The 22,091-nt window shown below is 56.2% G+C and carries 20 protein-coding genes; 5 read left to right on the top strand and 15 right to left on the bottom strand.

All coding sequences use genetic code 11. The annotated features are described in order from the left end of the window. Nucleotides 1–23: 23 nt before the first annotated feature. The 6 genes from VHE10_03480 to VHE10_03455 all read right to left on the bottom strand — a co-directional run bounded on the left by VHE10_03480 (nt 24) and on the right by VHE10_03455 (nt 6,018). On the bottom strand, nt 24–3,206 hold the full coding sequence (locus VHE10_03480) for a DNA-directed RNA polymerase subunit beta (protein ID HVU06819.1): 3,183 nt from the start codon (nt 3,204–3,206) through the stop codon (nt 24–26). A 323-nt stretch (nt 3,207–3,529) separates the two neighbouring features. Then, complete coding sequence (locus VHE10_03475; protein HVU06818.1) at nt 3,530–3,829, bottom strand: hypothetical protein; 300 nt, start codon at nt 3,827–3,829, stop codon at nt 3,530–3,532. Nucleotides 3,830–3,894: 65 nt separating this feature from the next. Beyond that, nucleotides 3,895–4,473, bottom strand: coding sequence for an RNA polymerase sigma factor (locus VHE10_03470; protein ID HVU06817.1), 579 nt, complete (start codon nt 4,471–4,473; stop codon nt 3,895–3,897). Nucleotides 4,474–4,511: 38 nt separating this feature from the next. Then, complete coding sequence (gene trmD / locus VHE10_03465) at nt 4,512–5,180, bottom strand: tRNA (guanosine(37)-N1)-methyltransferase TrmD (GenBank protein ID HVU06816.1); 669 nt, start codon at nt 5,178–5,180, stop codon at nt 4,512–4,514. Nucleotides 5,181–5,217: 37 nt separating this feature from the next. Next, a complete protein-coding gene (locus tag VHE10_03460; protein HVU06815.1) occupies nt 5,218–5,610 on the bottom strand; it encodes a hypothetical protein in 393 nt (130 codons plus the stop codon). Between the two features lie 96 nt (nt 5,611–5,706). Continuing rightward, nucleotides 5,707–6,018, bottom strand: a complete 312-nt coding sequence (locus VHE10_03455) for a KH domain-containing protein (GenBank protein ID HVU06814.1) — start codon at nt 6,016–6,018, stop codon at nt 5,707–5,709. 222 nt (nt 6,019–6,240) lie between these two features. Here VHE10_03455 and VHE10_03450 point away from each other — a divergent pair, with 222 nt between their 5' ends. Next, complete coding sequence (locus VHE10_03450) at nt 6,241–6,945, top strand: hypothetical protein (protein HVU06813.1); 705 nt, start codon at nt 6,241–6,243, stop codon at nt 6,943–6,945. A gap of 69 nt (nt 6,946–7,014) precedes the next feature. Here VHE10_03450 and rpsP read toward each other — a convergent pair whose 3' ends face one another. Further along, nucleotides 7,015–7,413, bottom strand: coding sequence for a 30S ribosomal protein S16 (gene rpsP, locus VHE10_03445; protein ID HVU06812.1), 399 nt, complete (start codon nt 7,411–7,413; stop codon nt 7,015–7,017). A 92-nt stretch (nt 7,414–7,505) separates the two neighbouring features. On the opposite strand from rpsP, the gene rnr reads away from it, so the two are divergent. Then, nucleotides 7,506–9,458, top strand: coding sequence for a ribonuclease R (gene rnr / locus VHE10_03440; protein ID HVU06811.1), 1,953 nt, complete (start codon nt 7,506–7,508; stop codon nt 9,456–9,458). Between the two features lie 33 nt (nt 9,459–9,491). Here the strand turns inward: rnr and VHE10_03435 are convergent, their stop codons facing one another. From VHE10_03435 to VHE10_03420, 4 genes are all read right to left on the bottom strand, one after another. Further along, nucleotides 9,492–9,785, bottom strand: a complete 294-nt coding sequence (locus tag VHE10_03435; protein HVU06810.1) for a hypothetical protein — start codon at nt 9,783–9,785, stop codon at nt 9,492–9,494. Nucleotides 9,786–9,966: 181 nt separating this feature from the next. Then, a complete protein-coding gene (locus VHE10_03430) occupies nt 9,967–10,194 on the bottom strand; it encodes a hypothetical protein (GenBank protein HVU06809.1) in 228 nt (75 codons plus the stop codon). A gap of 117 nt (nt 10,195–10,311) precedes the next feature. Continuing rightward, a complete protein-coding gene (locus VHE10_03425) occupies nt 10,312–10,740 on the bottom strand; it encodes a hypothetical protein (GenBank protein HVU06808.1) in 429 nt (142 codons plus the stop codon). 43 nt (nt 10,741–10,783) lie between these two features. Next, nucleotides 10,784–13,042, bottom strand: a complete 2,259-nt coding sequence (locus tag VHE10_03420) for an AAA family ATPase (GenBank protein HVU06807.1) — start codon at nt 13,040–13,042, stop codon at nt 10,784–10,786. A gap of 93 nt (nt 13,043–13,135) precedes the next feature. Here VHE10_03420 and VHE10_03415 point away from each other — a divergent pair, with 93 nt between their 5' ends. After that, nucleotides 13,136–13,387: a hypothetical protein gene (locus VHE10_03415; GenBank protein HVU06806.1), complete on the top strand. Its 252-nt coding sequence runs from the start codon at nt 13,136–13,138 to the stop codon at nt 13,385–13,387. An 81-nt stretch (nt 13,388–13,468) separates the two neighbouring features. Here VHE10_03415 and rnc read toward each other — a convergent pair whose 3' ends face one another. From rnc to VHE10_03395, 4 genes are all read right to left on the bottom strand, one after another. Continuing rightward, a complete protein-coding gene (rnc, locus tag VHE10_03410) occupies nt 13,469–14,179 on the bottom strand; it encodes a ribonuclease III (protein HVU06805.1) in 711 nt (236 codons plus the stop codon). Between the two features lie 35 nt (nt 14,180–14,214). After that, nucleotides 14,215–15,114 carry a transcription antitermination factor NusB gene (gene nusB, locus VHE10_03405; protein ID HVU06804.1) on the bottom strand — a complete coding sequence of 300 codons (900 nt, stop codon included), beginning with the start codon at nt 15,112–15,114 and terminating at the stop codon, nt 14,215–14,217. A gap of 140 nt (nt 15,115–15,254) precedes the next feature. Beyond that, a complete protein-coding gene (gene rpmF, locus VHE10_03400) occupies nt 15,255–15,479 on the bottom strand; it encodes a 50S ribosomal protein L32 (GenBank protein HVU06803.1) in 225 nt (74 codons plus the stop codon). Nucleotides 15,480–15,528: 49 nt separating this feature from the next. After that, on the bottom strand, nt 15,529–16,137 hold the full coding sequence (locus VHE10_03395) for a ribonuclease HII (GenBank protein ID HVU06802.1): 609 nt from the start codon (nt 16,135–16,137) through the stop codon (nt 15,529–15,531). A 102-nt stretch (nt 16,138–16,239) separates the two neighbouring features. Here VHE10_03395 and dnaE point away from each other — a divergent pair, with 102 nt between their 5' ends. Both dnaE and thrS read left to right on the top strand, forming a co-directional pair. Then, nucleotides 16,240–19,461: a DNA polymerase III subunit alpha gene (gene dnaE / locus VHE10_03390; GenBank protein HVU06801.1), complete on the top strand. Its 3,222-nt coding sequence runs from the start codon at nt 16,240–16,242 to the stop codon at nt 19,459–19,461. An 842-nt stretch (nt 19,462–20,303) separates the two neighbouring features. Next, entirely contained in the window at nt 20,304–22,055 is a 1,752-nt protein-coding gene (gene thrS, locus VHE10_03385) for a threonine--tRNA ligase (GenBank protein HVU06800.1), read from the top strand. The last annotated feature ends 36 nt before the right edge of the window (nt 22,056–22,091 follow it).

The following is a 22,091-nucleotide window of genomic DNA, read 5'->3' as shown; positions in this document are numbered from 1 at the left end:
TAAGTTAAGAAGATTATTGGCAATTACTTGTTTCCCTTCTTAATGTCTTTGCCTTCTTTGCGAAGCTCGACGTCCAACGCAAGGCCGCGGAGGCTGTTAAGAAGTACGTGGAACGAGGCCGGGATATTCGGAGGAGCGAGCTTTTCGCCCTTGACGATCGAATCGAACGTCGCCGAGCGTCCCTGGATGTCGTCCGACTTGACCGTGAGGATCTCGCGGAGCGTGTGGGCGACGCCGTGACCGAGGAGCGCCCAGACTTCCATTTCGCCGAATCGCTGGCCGCCGCCCTGCGCCTTGCCGCCCAACGGCTGCTGGGTGATGAGCGAGTACGGACCGATCGATCGCATGTGGATCTTGTCTTCCACCATGTGATGGAGCTTCAAGATGTACATGTAGCCGACCGAGATGTCCTGCTGGAACTTGTCGCCGGTGCGTCCGTCGAAGAGCGGCATCTTGCCGTTCTCGTTGAGGCCCGCTTTCTTGAGCTCGGCCTTGATCTCGTCGGACGTGGCGCCCGCGAACGGAGGCACGACTGCCTGGTAGTTGAGGGTGTTAGCGGCCATGCCAAGATGGAGCTCGAGGATCTGGCCGAGGTTCATACGCGATGGAACGCCGAGCGGGGTGAGGATCACGTCTATAGGCGTGCCGTCTGCCATGTATGGCATATCCTCTTCAGGGAGGATGCGCGAGATGACTCCTTTATTACCATGACGGCCTGCGAGCTTGTCGCCTACCGATACCGTTCGGAGCTGGGCAACCTCGACATGGATGCGCTTGATGATGCCCGATTCGAGCTTGTCGCCCTTCTCGCGAGAGAAGACTTTGACTGAAATGACGCGACCGCGCTTGCCGCCTTCCATGCGCTTGGACGTGTCCTTAACGTCACGCGCCTTCTCGCCGAAGATCGATCGGAGGAGGCGCTCTTCAGGGGTGAGCTGGGTCTCGCCCTTCGGTGTGATCTTGCCGACGAGGATATCGCCTGATCGCACTTCTGCGCCGATGCGGATGATGCCGTCTTCGTCGAGGTTGCGGAGCTTGCCTTCGCCGACATTCGGTATGTCGTGGGTCGTGACTTCGGGGCCGAGCTTGGTGTCGCGGACGTTCACGACGAATTCCTCGATATGGATAGAGGTGAATTTGCTGTTCTTGACGACGCGTTCCGAGATGATGATGGCGTCTTCGTAGTTCGCGCCGGACCATGACATGAACGCTACGAGCATGTTCTGGCCGAGGGCGATCTGACCGCCGTCAGACGACGACGCGTCTGCGAGGACTTGACCCTTCTTGACCTTCTCATTGAGGTTAACGACGGGGCGCTGGTGGTACGAGGTGAAGCCGTTCGTTCGCTCGAACGATACAAGCTTGTAGGTCGTCTCCTTGCCCTTGGCGTTCTTGAACGTGATGCTCGTCGCGTCTACAGCCGAGATAGCGCCGTCTTCAGGGGCGAGGACGATGCGGCCGGTGTACTCAGCAGCCTTAGCCTCGATGCCGGTAGCGACGAGCGGAGCTTCGGGGATGATGCACGGGGTCGCCTGCTTCTGCATGTTCGAACCCATGAGCGCTCGGTTCGCGTCGTCGTGGTTGAGGAACGGGATCATGTTCGTCGCGATCGAGAACGCCTGGTTCGTCGAAACGTCGATGAAATCTACTTCGTTCGGATGCGCGAGCGACGGCGAGCCGTTCTGTCGGATCTCGACGGCATTCTCCGTGATCTTGCCGTCTTTGTCGTATGCCGTCGCTGCATGAGCGATACGGTGCGACTCTTCCTCGAGTGCATTGAGGTATACGATCTCCTTGGTGACCTTGCCGTTCTTGACCTTGGCATACGGCGTTTCGATCATGCCGAAGTCGTTGAGGCGCGCATACGTCGAGAGGCGGAGGATGAGGCCGATGTTCGGGCCTTCAGGGGTGTGGATCGGGCAGAGTCGGCCGTAGTGCGACGGGTGCACGTCGCGGACTTCGAAGCCTGCGCGCTCGCGGGTAAGGCCGCCCGGGCCAAGGGCCGAGAGCGTGCGGAGGTGTTCGAGCTCGGTGAGGATGTTCTCCTGCTGCATGAACTGCGAGAGTTGGTTCGTGGTGAAGAACTCCTTGAGTCGGGCCTGGAGGGGTCGAGGCGATACGAACGTCAGAGGCTGGGTCGTATCAGGCTCGATAGTGGACATCCTGTCCTGGATGTTCCTCTTCATCTGCGAGAGGCCGACGCGGAGCTTCTGCTGCATCAATTCGCCGACATATCGCACGCGGCGCGAGCCGAGGTGGTCGATATCGTCTTCGACAGCGTCGAGCTTGTTGTTGAGGTGGATTATATTGCCGATGATGGTAGCAAGGTCGGAGGCATCGATGGTCTTCTTCTCGAGCGTCTTATCGTCCATAGGCTTGCCGAAGCGCTTGTTGAAGCGGAAACGGCCTACGTTCGAGAGATCGTAGCGGTCCTTGTGGAAGAGGCTCGAAATGAATTCCTTTGCATTGTCCGCGGTAGCAAGGTCGCCGTCGCGGAGTCGCTTGTGGATCTCTATATATGCGTCAGAGACGGTCTTTGCCGTGTCTTTCGCGAGAGATGCCGCCATGACCTTGGCTGCGGTCTCGTCGCCCTTGAAGAACGAGAGGATCTTTTCGTCGGTATCGGCGCCGAGGACGCGGAGGAGAGCCGTGACCATGAACTTTCGCTTGCGGTCGATGCGGGCATAGATGGTGCCGTCGTTGTCGGTCTCGATCTCGAGCCATACGCCGCGGGCGGGGATGACCTTGGCGCCGAAGACGGTCTTGCCCTTCACCTCGTCAGAGGTGAAGAAAACTCCGAACGAACGAGCGAGCTGGGGCACGATGACGCGCTCGATGCCGTTTATGATGAACGTTCCGTGATTCGTCATCAACGGGAAGTCCGCGAGGAATATCTCCTGCTCCTTCTCCGAATTGAACATCTTGTTCTTGAGCTTGATGCGGACTTTGAGAGGCGCTTCGTACGAGAGCTTGTTGTCTTTCGCGTAGTGCTCGTCGTATTTAGGCTCGGCGAGCTCGAAGCCCGTGAACGAGAGCTCGAACTTCTTGTCCGAGTAGTCCTTTATAGGAGAGAACTCCTGGAAGAGGTCCGCGAGGCCTTTCTCCACGAGCCATTTGAACGATTCGGTCTGCGCTTCGACGAGATTCGGGATCTCGGCGAGGGCTTCCTTGAAGCGCCCGAAATACTTCTGTTCCCTTTTGATCATTGCTGTAGGTTTCTAATACCGACGACCGGCAATTTATAAAAATACCGACGGCTGCCCCTGCCTTACGGATGGTTCAACCTCTCTATTGACGAACGGGACATAAAGACGCCTAAAAACACAAAAAGGGCCTCTGGGTGAAAGGCTCCTACCGGTTTTGGAATCGTTTATGAGATCGCTGGCAAGAAAAGTATGAAAACCGCCAATAAGCTACCTGCATACTTCGTGTTTCCCCAATAACACAATCAGCGTTGAAGTGAGGATAAGTATACTGACCGGCCGAAAGATGTCAAACAAAAAGGCCCCGGAGCACGGAGCCTTTGTTTCTATGCCTTTTGGAGAGAACCGACGAACCGGATGCTATCGATCGCCCCCTTCAGGATCATAAGTAAGAACAGCGTTCCCGCAACCAGCGCACTTTTGACGATAACATCCGCGTGCGCGAACGCCGCGGCGAAGAACCGCATCACGGCTGGGATGTCTAATGCCGCGGGCATATTGGCGAGCACATGGGAGACTGACACGGTCGATCCCACCACTACCGCCGCGGCTACAAGGAACACAAAAGGCGCGGCGAGCTTCCGTATCAGGAAGATCCTCCGCACCTTGATCATCACGTTATCCATTATTTGAGTCATTGAGGTATTTCGGGTGGACGGCAGCGCCGTCCTAATTATTACTACGCGTCGCTCTACGATATCTTTCGAGCGATGTCCCGCAGCTCTTCGCGGGCGCGATGCATGCGAGTCTTGATCGCGCCTTCGGACACGCCTTCGACTGCGGCTATCTCCTTATAATCCTTGCCTTCGCTCACATATAACCGCAATACGCGGGCGAAAGTTTCAGGCAGGCGCGAGAACATGGATTCAAGGTAGTCCCGGTCCAGTTTTTGCGTCCTTTCAACGCTATCGTCATGGGGTAATACGGCCTCCATGTCTTCGTCCAAGGCCGAAAAGAAGTCGCGCTCGCGCTTCATCTTCTTGTACCACTGGAAACAGACGTTCATGAGCACTTTATATGCCCACGATGAGAACCGCGCGCCTTCGACCGGTTTGAACGTCTTACCGTACAGATATATTTTGACGAAGGTATCCTGGACGATGTCGCGGGAAGCCTCGTCATGGCGCACGATGGACCGCGCTTTGCGCAGAAAAGCATCTTCGTAGCGCTCGACGAGGAGCTCGAACAGATACGGATACTTGAAAGACGCGGCGAGAACGTCTTCGTCCCGCTTTTCCTTGAATTCGGCCTTGTGGGCGTGAGGATTCATTGCCGTTATAGTATAGAATACTTCGGCAGCACCGCAGGTTACGCGCTCTTCCTGCCCGCCTTCCACTCGTCTATGAGCTTGTGATTGCCCGAAAGGAGCACTTTCGGCACGCGGTATTTTTTGCCGCGATATTCGATGACTTCCGGGCGCGTATACACGTCAGATGATGAGATGCGCTCTTCCTCGCGCGAATCATAGTTGCCGAGCACGCCTTCGATCTGGCGCGAGACCGAGTCCATGACGATCATAGCCGGTAATTCCCCGCCCGTGAGCACAAATGGACCGACGGATACGTCTTCCATCCTGAACATTTTTTTGACGCGAGCGTCGATGCCTTCATAGCGGCCGCAGACGAATATGACGTTCTTGTATTTCTTTGCCGTCGCCTTCGCATATGCCGTATCGAACGATTTCCCTGCAGGACTGAAGAAGATCATCTTCGTATCGCGCGCAGCTTTACCATTTTTGCCGCCTGCGGCTTTGACTGCCTTCTCAAGAGCCTTCGCCACAGGCAATGCCTGAATGACCATGCCGGGACCGCCGCCGTACGGCTTCTGATCGACGCGCTGCCATTTGTCGTCGGCGAAATCGCGCGGATTATAGAATTTCACGCGGATCTTCTTGTCTTCCAAGGCGCGCTTCAAGATCGATTCGCCGAGGTACGAATCAAATGCGCCAGGGAAAAGCGTGACTATATGGAATGTCATATCGCTACACTACCTCGAAATCGTCAAAAAGTGGAGCTTAGGCGAAGACGGCCTGCATGCACGCGACCGAGGCGGGCTTGCCCCAGCTCGCGCAGTACTGGATGAGCTCTTCGGCCATCGTCTTCGAGATCGGCAGCCCGTCGCGCAGTTCGGCGATCTTTTCCATATCGCCGTCGCGGAATACGGACATGACGGCCTGCCGCACGGTTTCGTCTATCGAGTCTTGCTCCATGTCGAACGCACTTTCGGCCGCGCGTGCGTTATAGATCTCCCCTTTCTTGAGGAAAGCGATGATAGCCTGGCGGACGATCTCGCAGATCTCGATCTCGGTGCCCAAATCTATGTCGCCCATATCTTCGCGGATCGTCAAAGCCTCCTGGATGTCTCCTTTCGATAGGGCCTTCGCGATCTTTTTGATGTCTTTTTGCATCGTTGCAGATGATTATATCATTTGACGTTATCCCCAAAGAACCGAAAACGCTCCTGACAAAAGAAAAACTCCCTTTCGGGAGGTTTTCTTTTCATTCTAGAGGTTGAGGTCGGCCATCGCTTCGTCTACGGTCTTCGAAGCGCGGGCTTCTTTCGGCATGCCACCCTGCGGTTCGCTGATCTTCAGGTTCACGCGGGAATTATTCTTCATCCCTACGATGCGAAGGAGGGTTCGGATCGCCTTGGCGGTATTGCCTTCGCGACCGATGATCTTGCCCATGTCTGCGGGATTAACGTCGAGGGTGAGGAGCACGCCCATCTCGTCTACGGTGCGGTTGATCTTTACGTCGTTCGGATTGTCTACCAGGGACTTAACGAGGAAATCGAGAAACTTTGCGTCTGCTTCCATTGTTATGCGGTTAGCGGGACTAAATCGAGCCTATATCGCTCTATCGGATAGCATAGCACGGGTACCATTGACATACCATGACATGTGTTGATAATTCCAAACAGGAACCTGTCTCGCCTGCACAGCTCCTTGAGATACGAAGCGGCCTTTCATCCCGGAAGGATGCATGGACGCGGGCCGGAAGCCCTTTCTCATAAAAACCGCGGGCTCGGAGATCCAGCAATGAAAGAAACATGTAGTTCAAACGGAGAGTTCATAGCCCTCCATCTGGAAGACAGGATAAGCCCCGTCCTCCGGGCGGGCTGGAAAAAGCGATCGGGGTTAGACCCTCTCGATCGCTTCGTCGCCGAAGCGGCTCGATATGGCGAGCGCATCGATTCGAATACCAGCTACCGCATCTCCGCCATACTCGCCGTCGTATCGCCGTGGAGCCTTGCCTTCCTCTTTATGCTGAAGGACGGGCTCCTCCCGGCACGAATCGAGAGGGCGATAGGAGCGGTCGCGCTTTCGGGATCCGTGGTCTTCGGAATCGCGACGATCGTCCATAGCTTCAAGAAGGCGCTTGAAAGACGGGCCTTCGACAGCTTCCTGGCGTCGGACAATGAATTCTTAGGAGGGATGCGACGGCTCTGCGAGATCCTCGACATCGATATCTCGTCCGCGCGCCTGCTCGATTGGGAAAGCTTCCATCAGAAAGCAAAGCGAGAGATCCATTCCCTCGCCCTTTCCCTGAAGGTCGCGGAACACCGGTCGGAGAAAGAAAAAGACGGCTCCTTCATATCGGACTGCAGAGAGAAAGAGAGCGATCGCCGCCGGGAATACAGCGAGGCTTTCGATCTCATGTCTGCTTTCGATGTCATCAAAGTCAGCCACGAGCAAGGCCTTGACCAAGTGACGACGGAAGAGGTTGCGCTCCGGACAGAGTGAGCGCCCGACCAAATCAAACCGCCCACAGAGATGTGGGCGGTTTTTTCTTGCTCTAGCGTCGGGCGAAATTTACGCCTTCGGAGCTTCTGCTGCGGGAGCTTCGGCTTTTGGAGCCTCTACCGGCGCTGCTGGCGTGGCGGCCTTTGCGGCCTCAGCGGCTGCTTTCGCTGCCTCTGCAGCCTTCGGGTCGACGATCGGGCTCTTCTTCGGGAGCGCGTTCACCTTCTTGCCGGGAATGACCTTCTTGTCGATAAGCCAATTATGGACGGTATCCGAGAGCTTCGCGCCGTGGCCCATCCAGTGCTTTACGCGGTCAGCCTTGATCTCTTTAACGTCGTTAACGGGGTCATACGTGCCGATAACCTCGAGCGAGCGGCCCGATTTTGTGGAATTCTTGGAATCAGTCACGACGACGCGGAACGTTGGAACGTTCACTCGGCCGACGCGCTGGAGTCGAATCTTTAACATAGACCAAGATACTAGCAGAAGCCCTTAAAATCGTCAATTTCTTCGATATTTGCTATAGTATCCTCAACAAAAACCTATCCACGATACATTAAATGACCCGTTCAGAACGAAAGGAAATGAAAGCGAAGACCCGCATGGTATCAGGCATCATATCGGTCAATTCGAAAGGCGTCGGATTCCTCGAAGATCCGGAGCATAAGGATCAGGAAGACCTCGAGATCCCTTCGGAGGCTCTCCATACGGCTATGCATAAAGACACGGTCGAGGCGCATCTGACCGGCGGCAAGAGCCGTTTCGGCAGGACGCTCGCCGAAGTCACGAAAATAGTGAAGCGCGACAAGATGCGATTCGCGGGCGCTTTGGAAGCGGCTGGCGATAATTTCGCGCTCGTGCCGGATGATAAGCGCCTCTATAAAGACATATTCATCGCAAAGGCAGACGCTCTCCACGGCCGCGCGGGAGACAAGGTATACGCCGAGATCGCCGAATGGGACGAAAAGAAGGGCTACCCCATCGGCAAAGTCATCGAAGTCATCGGCAAAAAGGGCGAGCATAACGCCGAAATGCGTGCCATCGTTTTGGAGCGCGGCCTGGCATACGACTTCCCCGTCGAAGTCGTGCGCGAAGCAGAGGCTATAGAAAAGAACAAGGCGATCACGGCCGCCGAACGCGCATTGCGCCGCGACTTCAGCGATACGCCGACGTTCACCATCGACCCCGTGGACGCGAAGGACTTCGACGACGCTATTTCTATGAAATTCCTGCCCGACGGCAGATACGAGATCGGCGTTCACATCGCTGACGTGTCTCACTATGTCCGCGAAGGCACCGCTTTGGACAAAGAAGCCCGCGAGCGCGGCTTCTCCGTATACCTCGTCGACCGCACCATTCCGATGCTGCCTGAAGTCCTGTCGAACGACGTGTGCTCGCTTAATCCCAACGAGGAGAAGCTGACGTTTTCATCCGTCTTCGTCATGAACGATAAAGGCGATGTGCTCGATCGCTGGTTCGGCAAGACCATCATCAAATCCTGGAAGCGCTTCACGTACGAAGGCGCACAGGACGTGCTCGAAGGCAAGTCGGAGGAATATAAAAAAGAGCTCTTCAAGCTGAACGAGATCGCCAAAAAGCTCCGCGAGAAGAAAGAGGCGGAAGGCGCCATAGATTTCGAGACGGACGAAGTGAAATTCGAGCTCGACCGCGCCGGCAAGCCTATCCGCGTATTCAAGAAGACCCGCAAGGACGCGCACAAGCTCGTCGAGGAATACATGCTCCTCTCCAACCGCGAGGTCGCATTGCGCATGTTCCAGGCTACTGAAAATACCGGCGGCGCGTTCCTGTACCGCATCCACGACCAGCCGGTCATGGAGAAACTCGACAATCTCGTGACGCTCGTCCGCGCTCTCGGATATCACCTCCCGGTCACGAAGAAAGGCGTCGCAGTGAAAGACCTGAAGCACTTGTTCAAGCAGATCGAGGGCAAGACCGAAGAATCACTCATCAAGACCGCCGCCATCAGGTCGATGGCCAAAGCAGTCTATTCAACCGAGAACATTGGCCACTACGGCTTGGCATTCGAGTACTATACGCACTTCACGTCCCCTATCCGCCGCTATGCCGACCTCATCGTCCATCGATTGCTCCAGCGCGAGCTGACGCATGGCAAAGTCGCCCGCGGCGAAATGTCGAAATATCAGAAGATCGCCGACGATAATTCGGAGAAAGAGATCCGCGCAGCGGAAGCCGAGCGCGCGTCGATCAAATACAAGCAAGTCGAATACATGATGGACCGCATCGGCCAGGAATTCGCCGGCACCGTCTCGGGCGTTTCCGACTGGGGCATATACGTCGAAGACAAGGAGACCAAGTGCGAAGGCATGGTCCGCCTGAAAGACATGACCGACGACTACTACGTATTCAATGAAAAGGCATATGCCGTCGTGGGCGAAAAGACAGGCAAAAAATACAGCCTCGGCGATACGGTGAAGTTCAAAGTGATGGGCGCCGACATGGAGAAAAGGACGCTCGACTACAAGCTGGCATAGACCCCCCCCCGGCGCGTATAAAAAAAGAACCTCCTAAGAGGTCCCTTGAGAAAGTCGTCTGATGATCGCGGCGTCATATGTGCCGAGGAAAAGCTCGCGGCTGAAACGGTTATTCCAGTCCTGCCGGGACTCGCCTTCGCGGCGCGGGCAGATCGTCTGGATCTGCGCATCGCGCTCTTTGGCGGCGTCGAGGACGACGACATAGACGTGGTCGTCATCGCCGATCCTCACGCGGCCGGCCGCGGTCAGGGCGTTCGTCCCGTCGTCAGGGACGGCTTTTTTCGCCTTTGTACGCCCGCCGGCGGGCGCATCGAATTCGAATTCCATTCCGGGGCTTAACGCCCTAAAAAGAACAGGTATATACATGCGTATGTGGGTTTCGTGTATAGAGTATGGCTTTAGAGCTATTTTCGCAAATGATCCAGGAATCACGTACTTAGTACGCGCCGCTCCGGCGGTTCATATTCAAACGAAAAGGCCCGACACGGTGGTCGGGCCTCGAGGAGGGTCAGACGGTGCAGGCGGAGCGCTCGACGAGATCGCCGCCCTGCATGCTGATAAGGCGGCCAGTCTGGACGCAGACCGCTTCGAGCGTCCTGCCGTCCTCCGTCCGGACGGGCTGGACGCGGATATACGTCAGCGCATAATCGACGCCGAGGCGATGGTCGCCGTTCGGGCCGAAAAGCTTGAAGCCGACGCTCGTAGGCACTTGGGAGAAAGGAGTCGGGAGAGGCATGGGAGAGCAGGGTTTGGATATATGATAGCGCCCCTTCCGGTTCGCGCAAATCGCAAAAAATCGGAGAAAGAAAAAAGGCCTGCGACGCGAAGCGTCGCAGGCCTTGAATACAAGCCCTCAGAAACCATGGCCATTGGCGACCGGATCGTTCTTGAAATCGGCGAGGACGGCATTCCAGAAAGCGTTAAGCGCTCTCCGTTCCGCCGTAGGGCCGAATTCGATCGGAACCAGTCCGCAGTCCTGGGCCTTGCGATCGGGCAGATCCTTGATCTGAAGCCCGAAACGGCTGACGACCAGATTGAAGGGCGCCCGCGCAGGGTCGCCGACGTCGATCTCGCCTTCGCGGATCTTGACCCACCACCTGCTGAACCCGAATTCCATGAAGAGATGGACTCCGGCGACGACGCGCTCGAATGCCTTGCGGATCGAGGCATCGTCGATCTGGATCTCGCCGGAGGCGCAGAGAGCCAGGATCTTTTGCTTGGTTTCTCGGAAGAGCTCTTCGAGCTCTTCCTGCGAATTAAGGAGACATGAGTTAATGTGCATATGCTATGCATCATTATAGCACATCTGTATAAAAAATCAAGTCCTATTTCGCCACCGCCAATGCCTCGTTGAATGCGATGGAAAGGAGCTTGGAATAGCCTTCCCTGCCCATAGTGACGCCATAGAGGACGCCCGCGCGCGACATAGTCTCGCGGTTGTGGGTGATGACGATGAGCTGGGAATGCTTCGACAGATTCTCGACCATGTCGCCGTATTTTTTGGAATTAGCCTCGTCGAGGGCGGCGTCGGTCTCGTCAAGGATGATGAACGGCGGCGGATTGACCTGCGAGATCGCGAAGAGGAGCGCGATAGAAGTGAGAGCGCGCTCGCCGCCCGAAAGCATCTCGAGGCCGCGGATCTTCTTCCGCGGCAGATTCACGTTGATATCCACGCCGAGCTCGGTCTCTTCCTCCTCTCCTTCGGGAGGGAGTTCGATGCCAGCCTCTTTCATTTCCGCCAATTCTTCCGCGGAAGGGCCCCGCTTGCGCTTCTTCTCTTTGATGACGCCGAGGGATGCTTCGCCGCCGCCGAACATGAGAGCGAAGAATTCTTTAAATTGCCTATTTATTTTAGAGATGCCGTCAGAGAACATGGTGTCGAGCTTCTCCTCGAGCTCGACGATGAGCCGGGTCAGGGATTCGGCCGATTTTTCGAGGTCCACGATCTCGCGGGCGAGGAATCCGTCGCGGTCGGACGTCTCCTTGAACTCCTTCATGACGTCTTCAGGCGAGACTCCGCCGGAATCCTCGAGGCGGACCTTGATCTTTTCGATGGAGCGGCGGCGCTCTTCCTGGGCGTGGCGGTCTTCGGCAGGATATACGGCCTCGTCCGACTCATAGAACGTTATGTCGCGGCCGATCAGTCCAGCGCCTTCGGCGAGCTCGCGCTTGAAGTCTTCTTTTTCGAGGCGGAGCTTGTCTTCGCGCACGCGGATAACGGAGAGCCTGCCGCGGATCTCGTTCTCTTCGGCCATGATGCGGAACATCGCCTTCTCGGCGTCGCGCGAGCTGTCTTTCTCCTTTTCTATCTCCTTCTGGAGAGCGGCGTATTTCGCGGAGAGAGCGCCGAATTCGGAGTCTCTTTCCTTGCTTTCCTTGTCCGCATCGATCTTGCGCTCCTTGAGGAGCTTTATCTCCTTCTCCAGGTCTGCGGCACGGCTATCGGATCGAGCGTTTTTATTCGAATCAAGGAAAGACTTGAGCAATGCACGGACTTTGGCGATGAGACCGAGGTCTTTGGCTGCGCCGGCGAGCATATCGTCGGCTTCGGCAATGAGAGATTTTACCTTCGAATATTCTACGGTGACGGCTTCCGCGGCTGCGGTCGCCTTTTCGCGCGCGAGGAGCTTTTCAAGGGTTGATATCTCGCCTTCGATGCGGCCGGTGGCGCGCGACGCGGCGTCGCGCGCCTCTCTGACCGCTTTCAGCCGACCCTCTAGCTGCATCAGCTCGCTCGACTTGGCGTCCTTATGCTTGGACTCGTCCAAGACCTTTTTCGCCGCCGCCAGTTCTTTTTCCAATCGATCGAGGTCGCGCTTCGGGCCCGCGGATTCTTCGACGAGAGCCTTTTCGGTCGCGCCCAGATATTCAGATTCCCTCTTCAGGTATTCTCTGTACATGTCGTTGAGCTCTTCGCGCAGAGCGATCGTCTTCTCGACCTTCTCCACCTGCTTTTTCAGGAACTTCAGATGCGGAGCGATCTCTTTGCGGAGCGATTCGACCTTGTCCATGTTCTCGCGCGTTTTCTCGAGCTTTCGCTCGCTCTCCTCCCTCTTGTACTGGAATATCTTGAGACCGAGCGCGTCCTCGATCATCTCGCGGCGCTCGCGTGCGTTCGCGTTCAGGATCCTGTCGGCCTCGCCCTGCGAGATGATGTGATGGCCCGAAGCGCCGATATGCGCGCCGGCGAGCAGTTCGACGATGTCTCGCAAGCGCACGGCCGATCCGTTAATGAAATATTCGGAAAGCGAGTCGCGGTGTATGACGCGCTCGATAGAGACCTCGTCGAAATCGATGTTCAGGAGCCGTGCGCCCTTTTGCGGCGCATTATCGAACGTCAGCTTGACCGACGCGCGGTTGCCGCGGGCCTGGGCTTCGGCTCCGTTGAAAATAAGGTCCTCGGTCTTCTTGCCGCGCATGGACTTGATGGATTGCTCGCCTAGGACGAACCGGAACGCCTCGGCGACGTTCGATTTACCCGATCCGTTCGGACCGACGATGGCGGTCACTTGCGCGTTGAATTCGAGCGCGCTCTTTTTAGCGAACGATTTGAAGCCGGAAAGCTCGAGTGATCGGAGATGCATGGAGGGAATTGGCTCTTTAAATATATCACTTACAGCCTGGAAATGCGCAAAAGCAGCGTCCGTGCTATTATGGCGCGGAATCCCTTGTACCCTATGAAAAGACTTCCCGCCTGGGTCAAAGACCCTGTCATCTTCGCCGCGGCCTCCTTATGCGCCATGGGCTTTTGCGGAGTGATCACGAATATCGCGGAGATCGTTCTCGCGGCCCACCCCTCCGACGAATTCCTGGAATCGCAGCACACGATGATCGTGCGCTCGATCATCGTAATGATCCCGTTTTGTCTCTATCATCTCGGTTTCTGCGGCTCTTGGAAGAATATCTTCCGAAAACCGAGCAGCTTGTAGGCTATCAAGGCCGCGCTCTTGCGAGAGCGCGGTTTTTTTATTCTCGATATTCCCGGAAGGACGCGGAAAGCAAGGCGCTTTCTACGGATTCCAACCCTTTGCCTCGAGCGCCCGCAATGCGGCGTTCTGTTCCGCTTCCTGCTTTGATTTTCCTTCGCCCGTGGCGACCTGCTCTTTGCCTATCATCACGCCGACCGTGAACGATTTGTCGTGGTCAGGGCCTGACTCACGCACCAATTTGTACGACGGCGTCACTCCCGTCTTCTCCTGGGCGCGCTCCTGGAACATGGACTTTGCGTCTACGAGGTTTCCGCGCGCGATCATAACGTCCGCAAATATGAATATGTGCTTCTCTATGAACTGCTTGGCGACGTCGTATCCTTGGTCCAGATAGATGGCGCCGACGACGGCTTCGAAGGTATTGGCCAATATATACTGGCGCGCGCGGCCATTGTCTTTAGCTTCACCCTTCGAAAGGAGGAGGAAATCGTTCATAGCGAGGTTCGACGCGACTTCGGAGAGCGTGACGGCGTTCACCAGGGCCGACCGGTACGTCGTGAGCTCTCCTTCCGGATTAGTCGGATATTTTCTGTACAGGAAGTCGGTGACGACCAATTCAAGGACCGCGTCGCCGAGGAATTCGAGGCGCTCGTTATGCTCGAGCCTGGTGTTCTTGTTCTCGTTGATGTAGGAACGGTGCGTAAAAGCCTGGCGGAGGAGCGCTTTGTCTTTGAAGACGACGCCTGCCTTGTCTTCGAATCGGGAAAGATTTCTGTCTATGTCTGTTGCCATGCGACTAACCTATATGAAAAGAGAGGAATTGCCAACTACTTCTTGGGAATGAGCTTTATGGCTTTCGTGAGGATCGGCAGCATGTCGTCATAGAAATTGAGGTCGCCGATCGCGTCCGCCTTGAACCACTGCGCTTTGTCGAGGCCGCCCGATTCTTTGAGCTTCAAAGGCTCGTACTTTGCTTCGGCGAGGAAATACGTCACCTGCTTGCGGAGCTTGCCTTTCTCCGGGTGCGTCGCGACATATTCGTTCGAAGCGACCTCCTTGAGGAGGCTGACGCCTATGCCGATCTCCTCTTTGATCTTGCGCATAGTGCCGACCTTCACGTCCTCGCCCTCTTCAAGGCTTCCTTTGGACAAGGTCCAGCGACCGAATACGTCATGGACGAGACCCAGGTATATGTCGCCGCCGTCGCGGGCGAATACGACCGCGCCGCCGAGCTTCACGATGGGCATCTTCTCGAACGGGATATTGAATTTGTCGTCCTTTTTCTTGGAAACCGCGTCCTTGCCCGGCTCGCCGAGCTCCTTGTATACGGAACCGAGCACGCCGTTCACGAATTTACCCGAATTCTCGCCGCCGAACGATTTGGCGAGCTCGATGGCCTCGTTGATGGCGACTTTCGCCGGAACCTCTTCGCGGTCGGCGAAGAGCAATTCAAAAAGACCGATGCGCAGGACATTTCGGTCTACGATGGAGATCTTGTCCAAAGGCCAGTCAGGAGCGGCCTTGGTTATGATGGTGTCTATCTCAGAACGCTTTGAAATGACTCCCTTGCCGAGCTCCTGCATGAACGAGACGTCGGAATTGCCCGGCGCGAACTCGGCCGCGTCGCGGGATATCGCATCGGAGAGGATGGCGTCGGATTTATCGCGGAAGTCCCACTCGAAGAGGGACTGCAGAACGACAGACCGCGCAAGGTGCCTATTTGCCATAAAATGTGCGTTCGTTAATGCCTGAAACTAATACGTTATAAAGGATACAAAGGTTTTAGAAGGTGCGCAAGAGAGCAATGGAGTCCGGACGGCTCGCTAGTATAAAAATCACCCCGCCGAGCCCTGGGGTGATTTTTATACTAGCGAGCCGTCTGTGCTTCTTTCGCTTTCTTGGCCTTCTTCGCGGCCTTCTTATCCATGTCTACGACGACGATACCTTTGTATTTGCCCGTAATCGCGGAAGCGCGGTGGCGGAGGTGGATAGCGCCCGTATTCGTATCGCGCGTCAATGCAGGGTTTTTAAGGGCGTGATGAGAACGCCTGTTGTTCCTGTGAGACCTCGTTGCTCGCATTCGTACTACCATAGGCCATTGACTATAGCAGACTTCATAAAAAAGGCAAGAAAGGGCCGGATTATGCGGCCTTTATGATGTTGGAAAGGAAGCTAAGCCTGTGGATCGGCGACGCGCCGTGCTTTCTGATAGCTTTTCGATGCTCATCGGTGCCATACCCCTTATGCGCCTCGAATCCATATGCGGGATATATGCGCCCCTGCTCTTCCATATGGCGGTCGCGGATGACCTTGGCGACGATGGACGCGGCGCTGATTATAGGCACCTTCTCGTCCCCTTTTATGATCGTCTCCTGATGCGCGAAGCGCTTCGGAGCCTTGAGCGATCCGTCCAAAAATATGTAAGTCGATTCAGGGACGAGGTCCAGAGCCTCGAGCGACACATGTATAGCCTTCTCGATCGCCCGTGCGATGCCGATCGCGTCTATCTCTTCCGCCGACACGGACGCGTATGCGAATTCGACCTGGCCACGCGACTTCAATTCCGATATGCGCAGGAACCACGATTCGCGCTTCTGGGGCGAAAGCTGCTTGGAATCCTTGATTCCCTTGAAATGCTCGAAATCGAATCCGTCGGCTACTCGGCAGGCACAGATAGTGACAGGCCCCGCCAACGGCCCGCGACCTACCTCGTCTATGCCCACGATATGGCGGATCTCCATTAGGTTCATTATCTCATACTACGAGGACGCTTGGTGCCTCGATGCAAAGAGCGTATACTTGTATGGTCACTGATCGATCGCAAGGCTTGTCCTTGGCGTTCCATTCAACCTATGTCCCGCTTCATCCATCTCCATACCCACAGCCACTACTCCCTCTTGGCGGCATTGCCAAAGATCGGAGACCTCGTGGAAGCGGCGAAAAAAGACAGCGCCCCTGCCCTGGCTCTGACCGACAACGGCAACCTCTACGGTGCCATCGAATTCTATAAAGAGTGCAAGGGCAAAGGCATCAAGCCGATCCTTGGCGTCGATTTCTACGTCTCGCCGCGCGGTCGCGCCGACAAGCAGTCGGGCATAGACTCGCGCCGCACGCGCCTCATACTTCTGGCCAAAAATTATAACGGATACAAAAACCTCATCCAGCTCGTCACCAAAAGCTACCTCGAAGGTTTCTACTACAAGCCGCGCATAGACGACGAGCTCATGAAGCTTTATAAAAGCGACCTCGTCGCCGTCGCATCGGCGTTCAGCGGCCCTTTGAGCACGGCGCTCCAGGGAAATGACATAGCCAAGGCCTGCGAGATCGCCGAAAGCTATCGTGCCATATACGGAGCAGATTTTTATATCGAGATCACCTACCATCCGGACATAGACGGCCACGACACGCTCATGGAGCGCACCAAAGACGTGGCGAAAAAGACCGGCATACCGTTAGTCGCCGGAGGCAACGTCTATTACATCAGACCTGAAGATAAGCAGGCTCAACAGACTCTGATGCTCGTGAACTCGTCGGGCGACGACCGCATTTCAGATGACGACGTCGCCGATTTCTCGTTCATATCCGACAAAACGGCCCAAGAATATTTCCGCGACATACCAGAAGCGATCGCCAACACCGAAAAGATCGCCGATGAATGCAACTGCGAGATAGAGCTCGGCAAATGGGTATTTCCCGACTTCAAATTGCCCGAGGGCGAAACGCCTGACACGGCTCTACGCAAGGTCGTATTCGAAGGCTTTGCCAAGCGAGACGTCGCGGAGACGCCCGACATATTGAAGCGCGTCGAATACGAGCTCTCCGTCATCAAGGGCAAGGGATATTCGCCGTACTTCCTGATCGTGGCGGACCTTCTGGCATATGCGCGAGCACACGGCATATTGTCGAATATCAGGGGTTCGGTCTCCGGCTCCATGGTCACATACCTCGCAGGCATCACGAATATAGACCCGCTCGAATATGAGATCCCGTTCGAACGATTCCTCAATCCCGACCGGCCTTCGGCGCCCGATATAGATATGGACTTCGCCGATAACAGGCGCGACGAGATGGTGGATTACGCCCGCAAGAAGTACGGCATAGAGAAAGTAGCCCAGATCGGCACGTTCGGCACCATGGCAGCCCGCGGCTCGGTGCGCGACGTGACTCGTGCTCTTGGCTACCCTGTCGAGACCGGCGACAAGCTCGCCAAAATGATCCCTATGGGATCGCAGGGCTTCCCTATGACCATCGATCATGCCATGGAGCTCGTGCCCGATCTGGCGAAGCTCTATAAAGAAGATCCCGATACCAAGCGCATCATAGACCTGGCAAAGAAGATCGAGGGCTGCGCCCGGCACATCTCCGTGCATGCCGCAGGCGTGGTCATCGCCCCGACGGAACTGACCGACTTCACTCCCCTCCAGTACGATACGAAAGGCGAACAGAAGATCATCAGCCAGTACGACATGTATTCGATCGAGGAAGCGGGCCTCCTGAAATTCGACTTCCTTGGCCTCAAAAACCTCTCTATCCTCGCCGACGTGGTGGACCGCATCGAAAAGATCGAGGGCCAGAAAATAGATCCCGAGACGGTGCCGCTCGATGACAAGAAGACATTCGATATGCTCGCGCGCGGCGAGACCGAAGGCCTTTTCCAGCTGAACGGCGACGGCATGACCAAATACCTGAAGGATCTCAAGCCGACGACCATCCACGACATCAACGCAATGGTGGCGCTCTATCGTCCCGGCCCGATCCAATTCATCCCGCTGTATATCGACCGAAAGCACGGCCGCTCGCCGATCGAATATCCCGACCCGGCGCTCGAACCTATCTTGAACAAAACATACGGCGTGCTCGTATACCAGGACGACCTTCTGATGATCGCGCACAAGATCGCGGGATATTCATGGGGCGAAGTCGACAAGTTCCGAAAGGCCGTCGGCAAGAAGATCCCGGAAGAGATGGCGGTCCAGAAGGAGAAATTCATCAAGGGCTGCGTCTCGCATTCCAAATGGGCCGAGAAGAAGGCGAAGGAATTGTGGACCTGGATCGAACCGTTCGCCGCATATGGCTTCAACAAGGCTCACTCGGTATCATACGGCAAAGTCGCATACGAGACGGCGTATTTCAAAGCCAACTTCCCTGCCATCTATATGTCCGCCGTGCTGACCGCCGATTCAGGCGACGTCGAGCGCATCGGCGAATCGATCATCGAATGCAAGCGCATGGGCATTCCGGTATTGCCGCCATCCGTGAATGAAAGCTTCACGGCATTCTCCGTGATCAAAGACGCGACCGCGAACGGAGCCGGCGGCACGGCGCGCATCCGCTTCGGACTTACGACGATCAAGAACTTCGGCGAAGGCATAGCCCGCGCCATCATCCACGAGCGCAAGGCAGGCGGAAAATACAAGTCGCTCTCGGATTTCCTTTCCCGGATCAAGGACCGGAACCTGAACAAGAAATCGCTCGAATCTCTCATCAAGTGCGGCGCTTTGGACGAATTCGCCGACCGCGCTGCCATGTACGGCAACATCGATAAATTGCTCGAATACAACAAAGAGAAAGCTAGGTCGGGCGGCGCGCAGGATTCATTGTTCGGCGGCCATGAAGCGTTCGCGGGCCACGACGACATCAGGCTCGATACGGTGTCTCCCGTGACCCAGCACGAGAGGCTGCTCTGGGAAAAAGAGCTCCTCGGCCTTTATATCTCCGGGCATCCTTTAGACAAATATAAAGCGGTGCTCGAGAAACGCCCGATCCATATCGCCACGGCAAAAGCTAAAGCCATGAAGGAATTCGAAACGACGGGCAAGGTAAAGGAAGAGATGGTCGTGCTCGGCGGCATTATCGAGGAAGTCCGCGTCATCATGACGAAGAAGAACGAGCCGATGGCGTTCATCCGCATGGCAGACCTGACCGGCACGATCGAAGCGGTAGCATTCCCCCGCACGTACGCGCGATACAAAGCCGTCATCGTGCCCGAGAAATGCGTGGCATTGAAAGCGAAAGTTTCGGAGAGGAACGGCGAGATCTCCCTACTCGCCGATAATTTCATGGCGCTTGCATAGAAGCCGCGCCGGAGAGGGCTTTTCGTGATATAACATACGAGGAGTCCTTATGGTAGAAGCGCCTCGCAACTGATTCGCGAGGCGAAGTCCGAACCGCAAGTGCGGCAACCCGGGCTCATACGGAGCAGTCCCAGGCCGGGAGCGCGCCCGTTAAGGAATGCTGCGCTCGTCAACCGGCATAGGCATCTGGCGCATCGCGCGCGTTCAACGGATGCCGACGAACGGGAAACCTCCCGTAGCAAGGCTGGATTGAATCCGGCGACAAATGCGGTCGAGCGGCGTGATTGCCGGGGATCGCTCTTGGCCCAGGGATGTTCACATCCCTGGGCCTTTGTGCTATCGTTTGACCGGATCGGCACCATCATCGCCGATAGCGGAAAAGATCGTACGAGGGAACGCCGGCACTCTGACGGCACCACTCCCGCCAACCTGGCAGGTCCGGCCTGCGCGCCGAGAGCTTGTTGGAAACCAGTCGCCGCCCGATGGGCGAATGACCAGGTTTGGGCCCCACTGATTCGTGGGGCTTTTTACTTTCACATGCGATATCCGCATGGTCCGAAAGGAACTCGCAGGGCATATTGCCCATAATATGCATCCTTAAGAGCGGTCGCAGCCGTCAGGCGATCGCTCTTTTACTTTCCCCTGAATCGTAGTACCATTGATCCGTCAGAGATTGCTTGGCCCACCAAACCAAGGGACCGCCGAAAGGCCTAATCTGGCGCCAATTCGAGAGATATAAGCCTAGGTGGAACCGCGCTCATGCGCCCTAGCGAACCGGAATCCCGCTCCGGTTCGCTAGGGCCGTTTTTAGTTCGAAAATCCTTTTTTATAACCTTATCATCATGTCTTCCGCAGAAAACATCCGCCATTCGTTCGCACATCTCCTCGCCGCCGCCGTGGGCGAGCTCTACCCCGGTGTCAAGAACACCATCGGCCCCGCGATCGAGAACGGCTTCTATTACGATTTCGAATTCCCTGCAGGCAAGGACGGCAAAAGCGGCGCGCCCTCGGACAAGGAATTCAAGGATATAGAAAAGCGCATGCGCAAGATACTTCCTTCCTGGAAGTCATTCGAAGGTAAGGAGGTCTCCGAAGCCGAGGCTCGCGAGATCTTCAAAGACAATCCGTACAAGCTCGAGCTCATCTCTGACATCGCTGCCAAGGGCGAGAAGATCACTCTCTATACGTCGGGCAAATTCACTGACCTCTGCCGCGGCGGACACGCTGACCCGAAGGACATGCATGACGATGCGTTCAAGATCGAGCGCATAGCGGGTGCATACTGGCGCGGCGACGAGAAGAACGCCATGCTGACCCGCATATACGGCCTCGCCTTCGCTTCGAAAGCCGAACTCGACGCATACGTAGCGCAGCAGGAAGAAGCCAAGAAGCGCGACCACAAGAAGCTCGGCCCTGAACTGGATCTCTTCACGTTCTCTGACCTCGTCGGCGCGGGCCTTCCCCTCTGGACGCCCCGCGGCACCATGCTCCGCCATCTCCTCGACGGATACGTATGGTCGCTCCGCTCCATGCGCGGATACGAGAAGGTCGAGATCCCTCATATCACCAAAAAGGACCTCTATATCACGTCCGGCCACTGGGAGAAGTATCAGAACGATCTGTTCAAGATCACGACGCGCGAAGGCCACGAATTCGCCATGAAGCCGATGAACTGCCCTCATCACACGCAGATATACGCCCGCAGGCTCTGGAGCTACAAGGATCTGCCCCAGCGATACGCCAATACGACTACCTGCTATCGCGACGAGCAGACCGGCGAACTGTCCGGCCTTTCGCGCACGCGCGCGTTCGCCCAGGACGACGCGCACGTCTTCTGCCGCATGGCAGACGTCAAATCAGAGTTCCTGAAGATCTGGGACATCATCAACGAATTCTATCCGACATTCGGATTCAAGCTCGAAGCGCGCCTCTCGTTCCATGATCCGAAGCAGCCTGAAAAATACCTCGGCAACAAGAAGCGCTGGGAGACGGCAGAGGCATTGCTCCGCGAAATAGTGGACGAAAAGGGCGTAAAGGCCCTCGACGGCATCGGCGAAGCCGCGTTCTATGGCCCCAAGATCGACTTCATGGCCAATGACGCCATCGGCCGCCGCTGGCAGGTCGCCACGATCCAACTCGACATGAATATGCCGGAGCGATTCGATCTGTCCTGCGTGAACGAGAAGGGCGAGCGCGAAAGGATCGTCATGATCCACGCCGCCATCATGGGATCGCTCGAACGATTCATGAGCATCCTGATCGAGCATACGGGCGGCAACTTCCCTCTCTGGCTCGCTCCGACCCAGGTCAAAATCGTGCCCGTCCGCGAATCGAATAATGCCCGCGCAGCGGAGGTCGGCGTATTGCTCAAAAGAGCGGGCATACGCGTCGACATAGACGCATCGGACGCGGGCTTCGGCAAAAAGGTCCGCGAGGCAAAAGACATGAAGATCCCCTATACCGTCATCATCGGCGACAAAGATATGGAAAAAGGCGTCGTCACGCTCGAGTCCCGCGATAAAGGCAAAGTAGGCGAGATGAAAGCCGAAGAAGCCGTCGCCATGCTTTCGGCGGAGGCGGCAGAGAAGAAATAAAAAAAGCGCCCGTCATATTTCAGACGGGCGCCGTTC

Source organism: Candidatus Paceibacterota bacterium (genome assembly GCA_035546035.1).
Lineage (GTDB): Bacteria > Patescibacteriota > Minisyncoccia > Phycocordibacterales > UBA6065 > UBA6065.
Note: the sequence above shows the minus strand (reverse complement) of the source record. Positions and strands in the feature narration are given on the sequence as shown.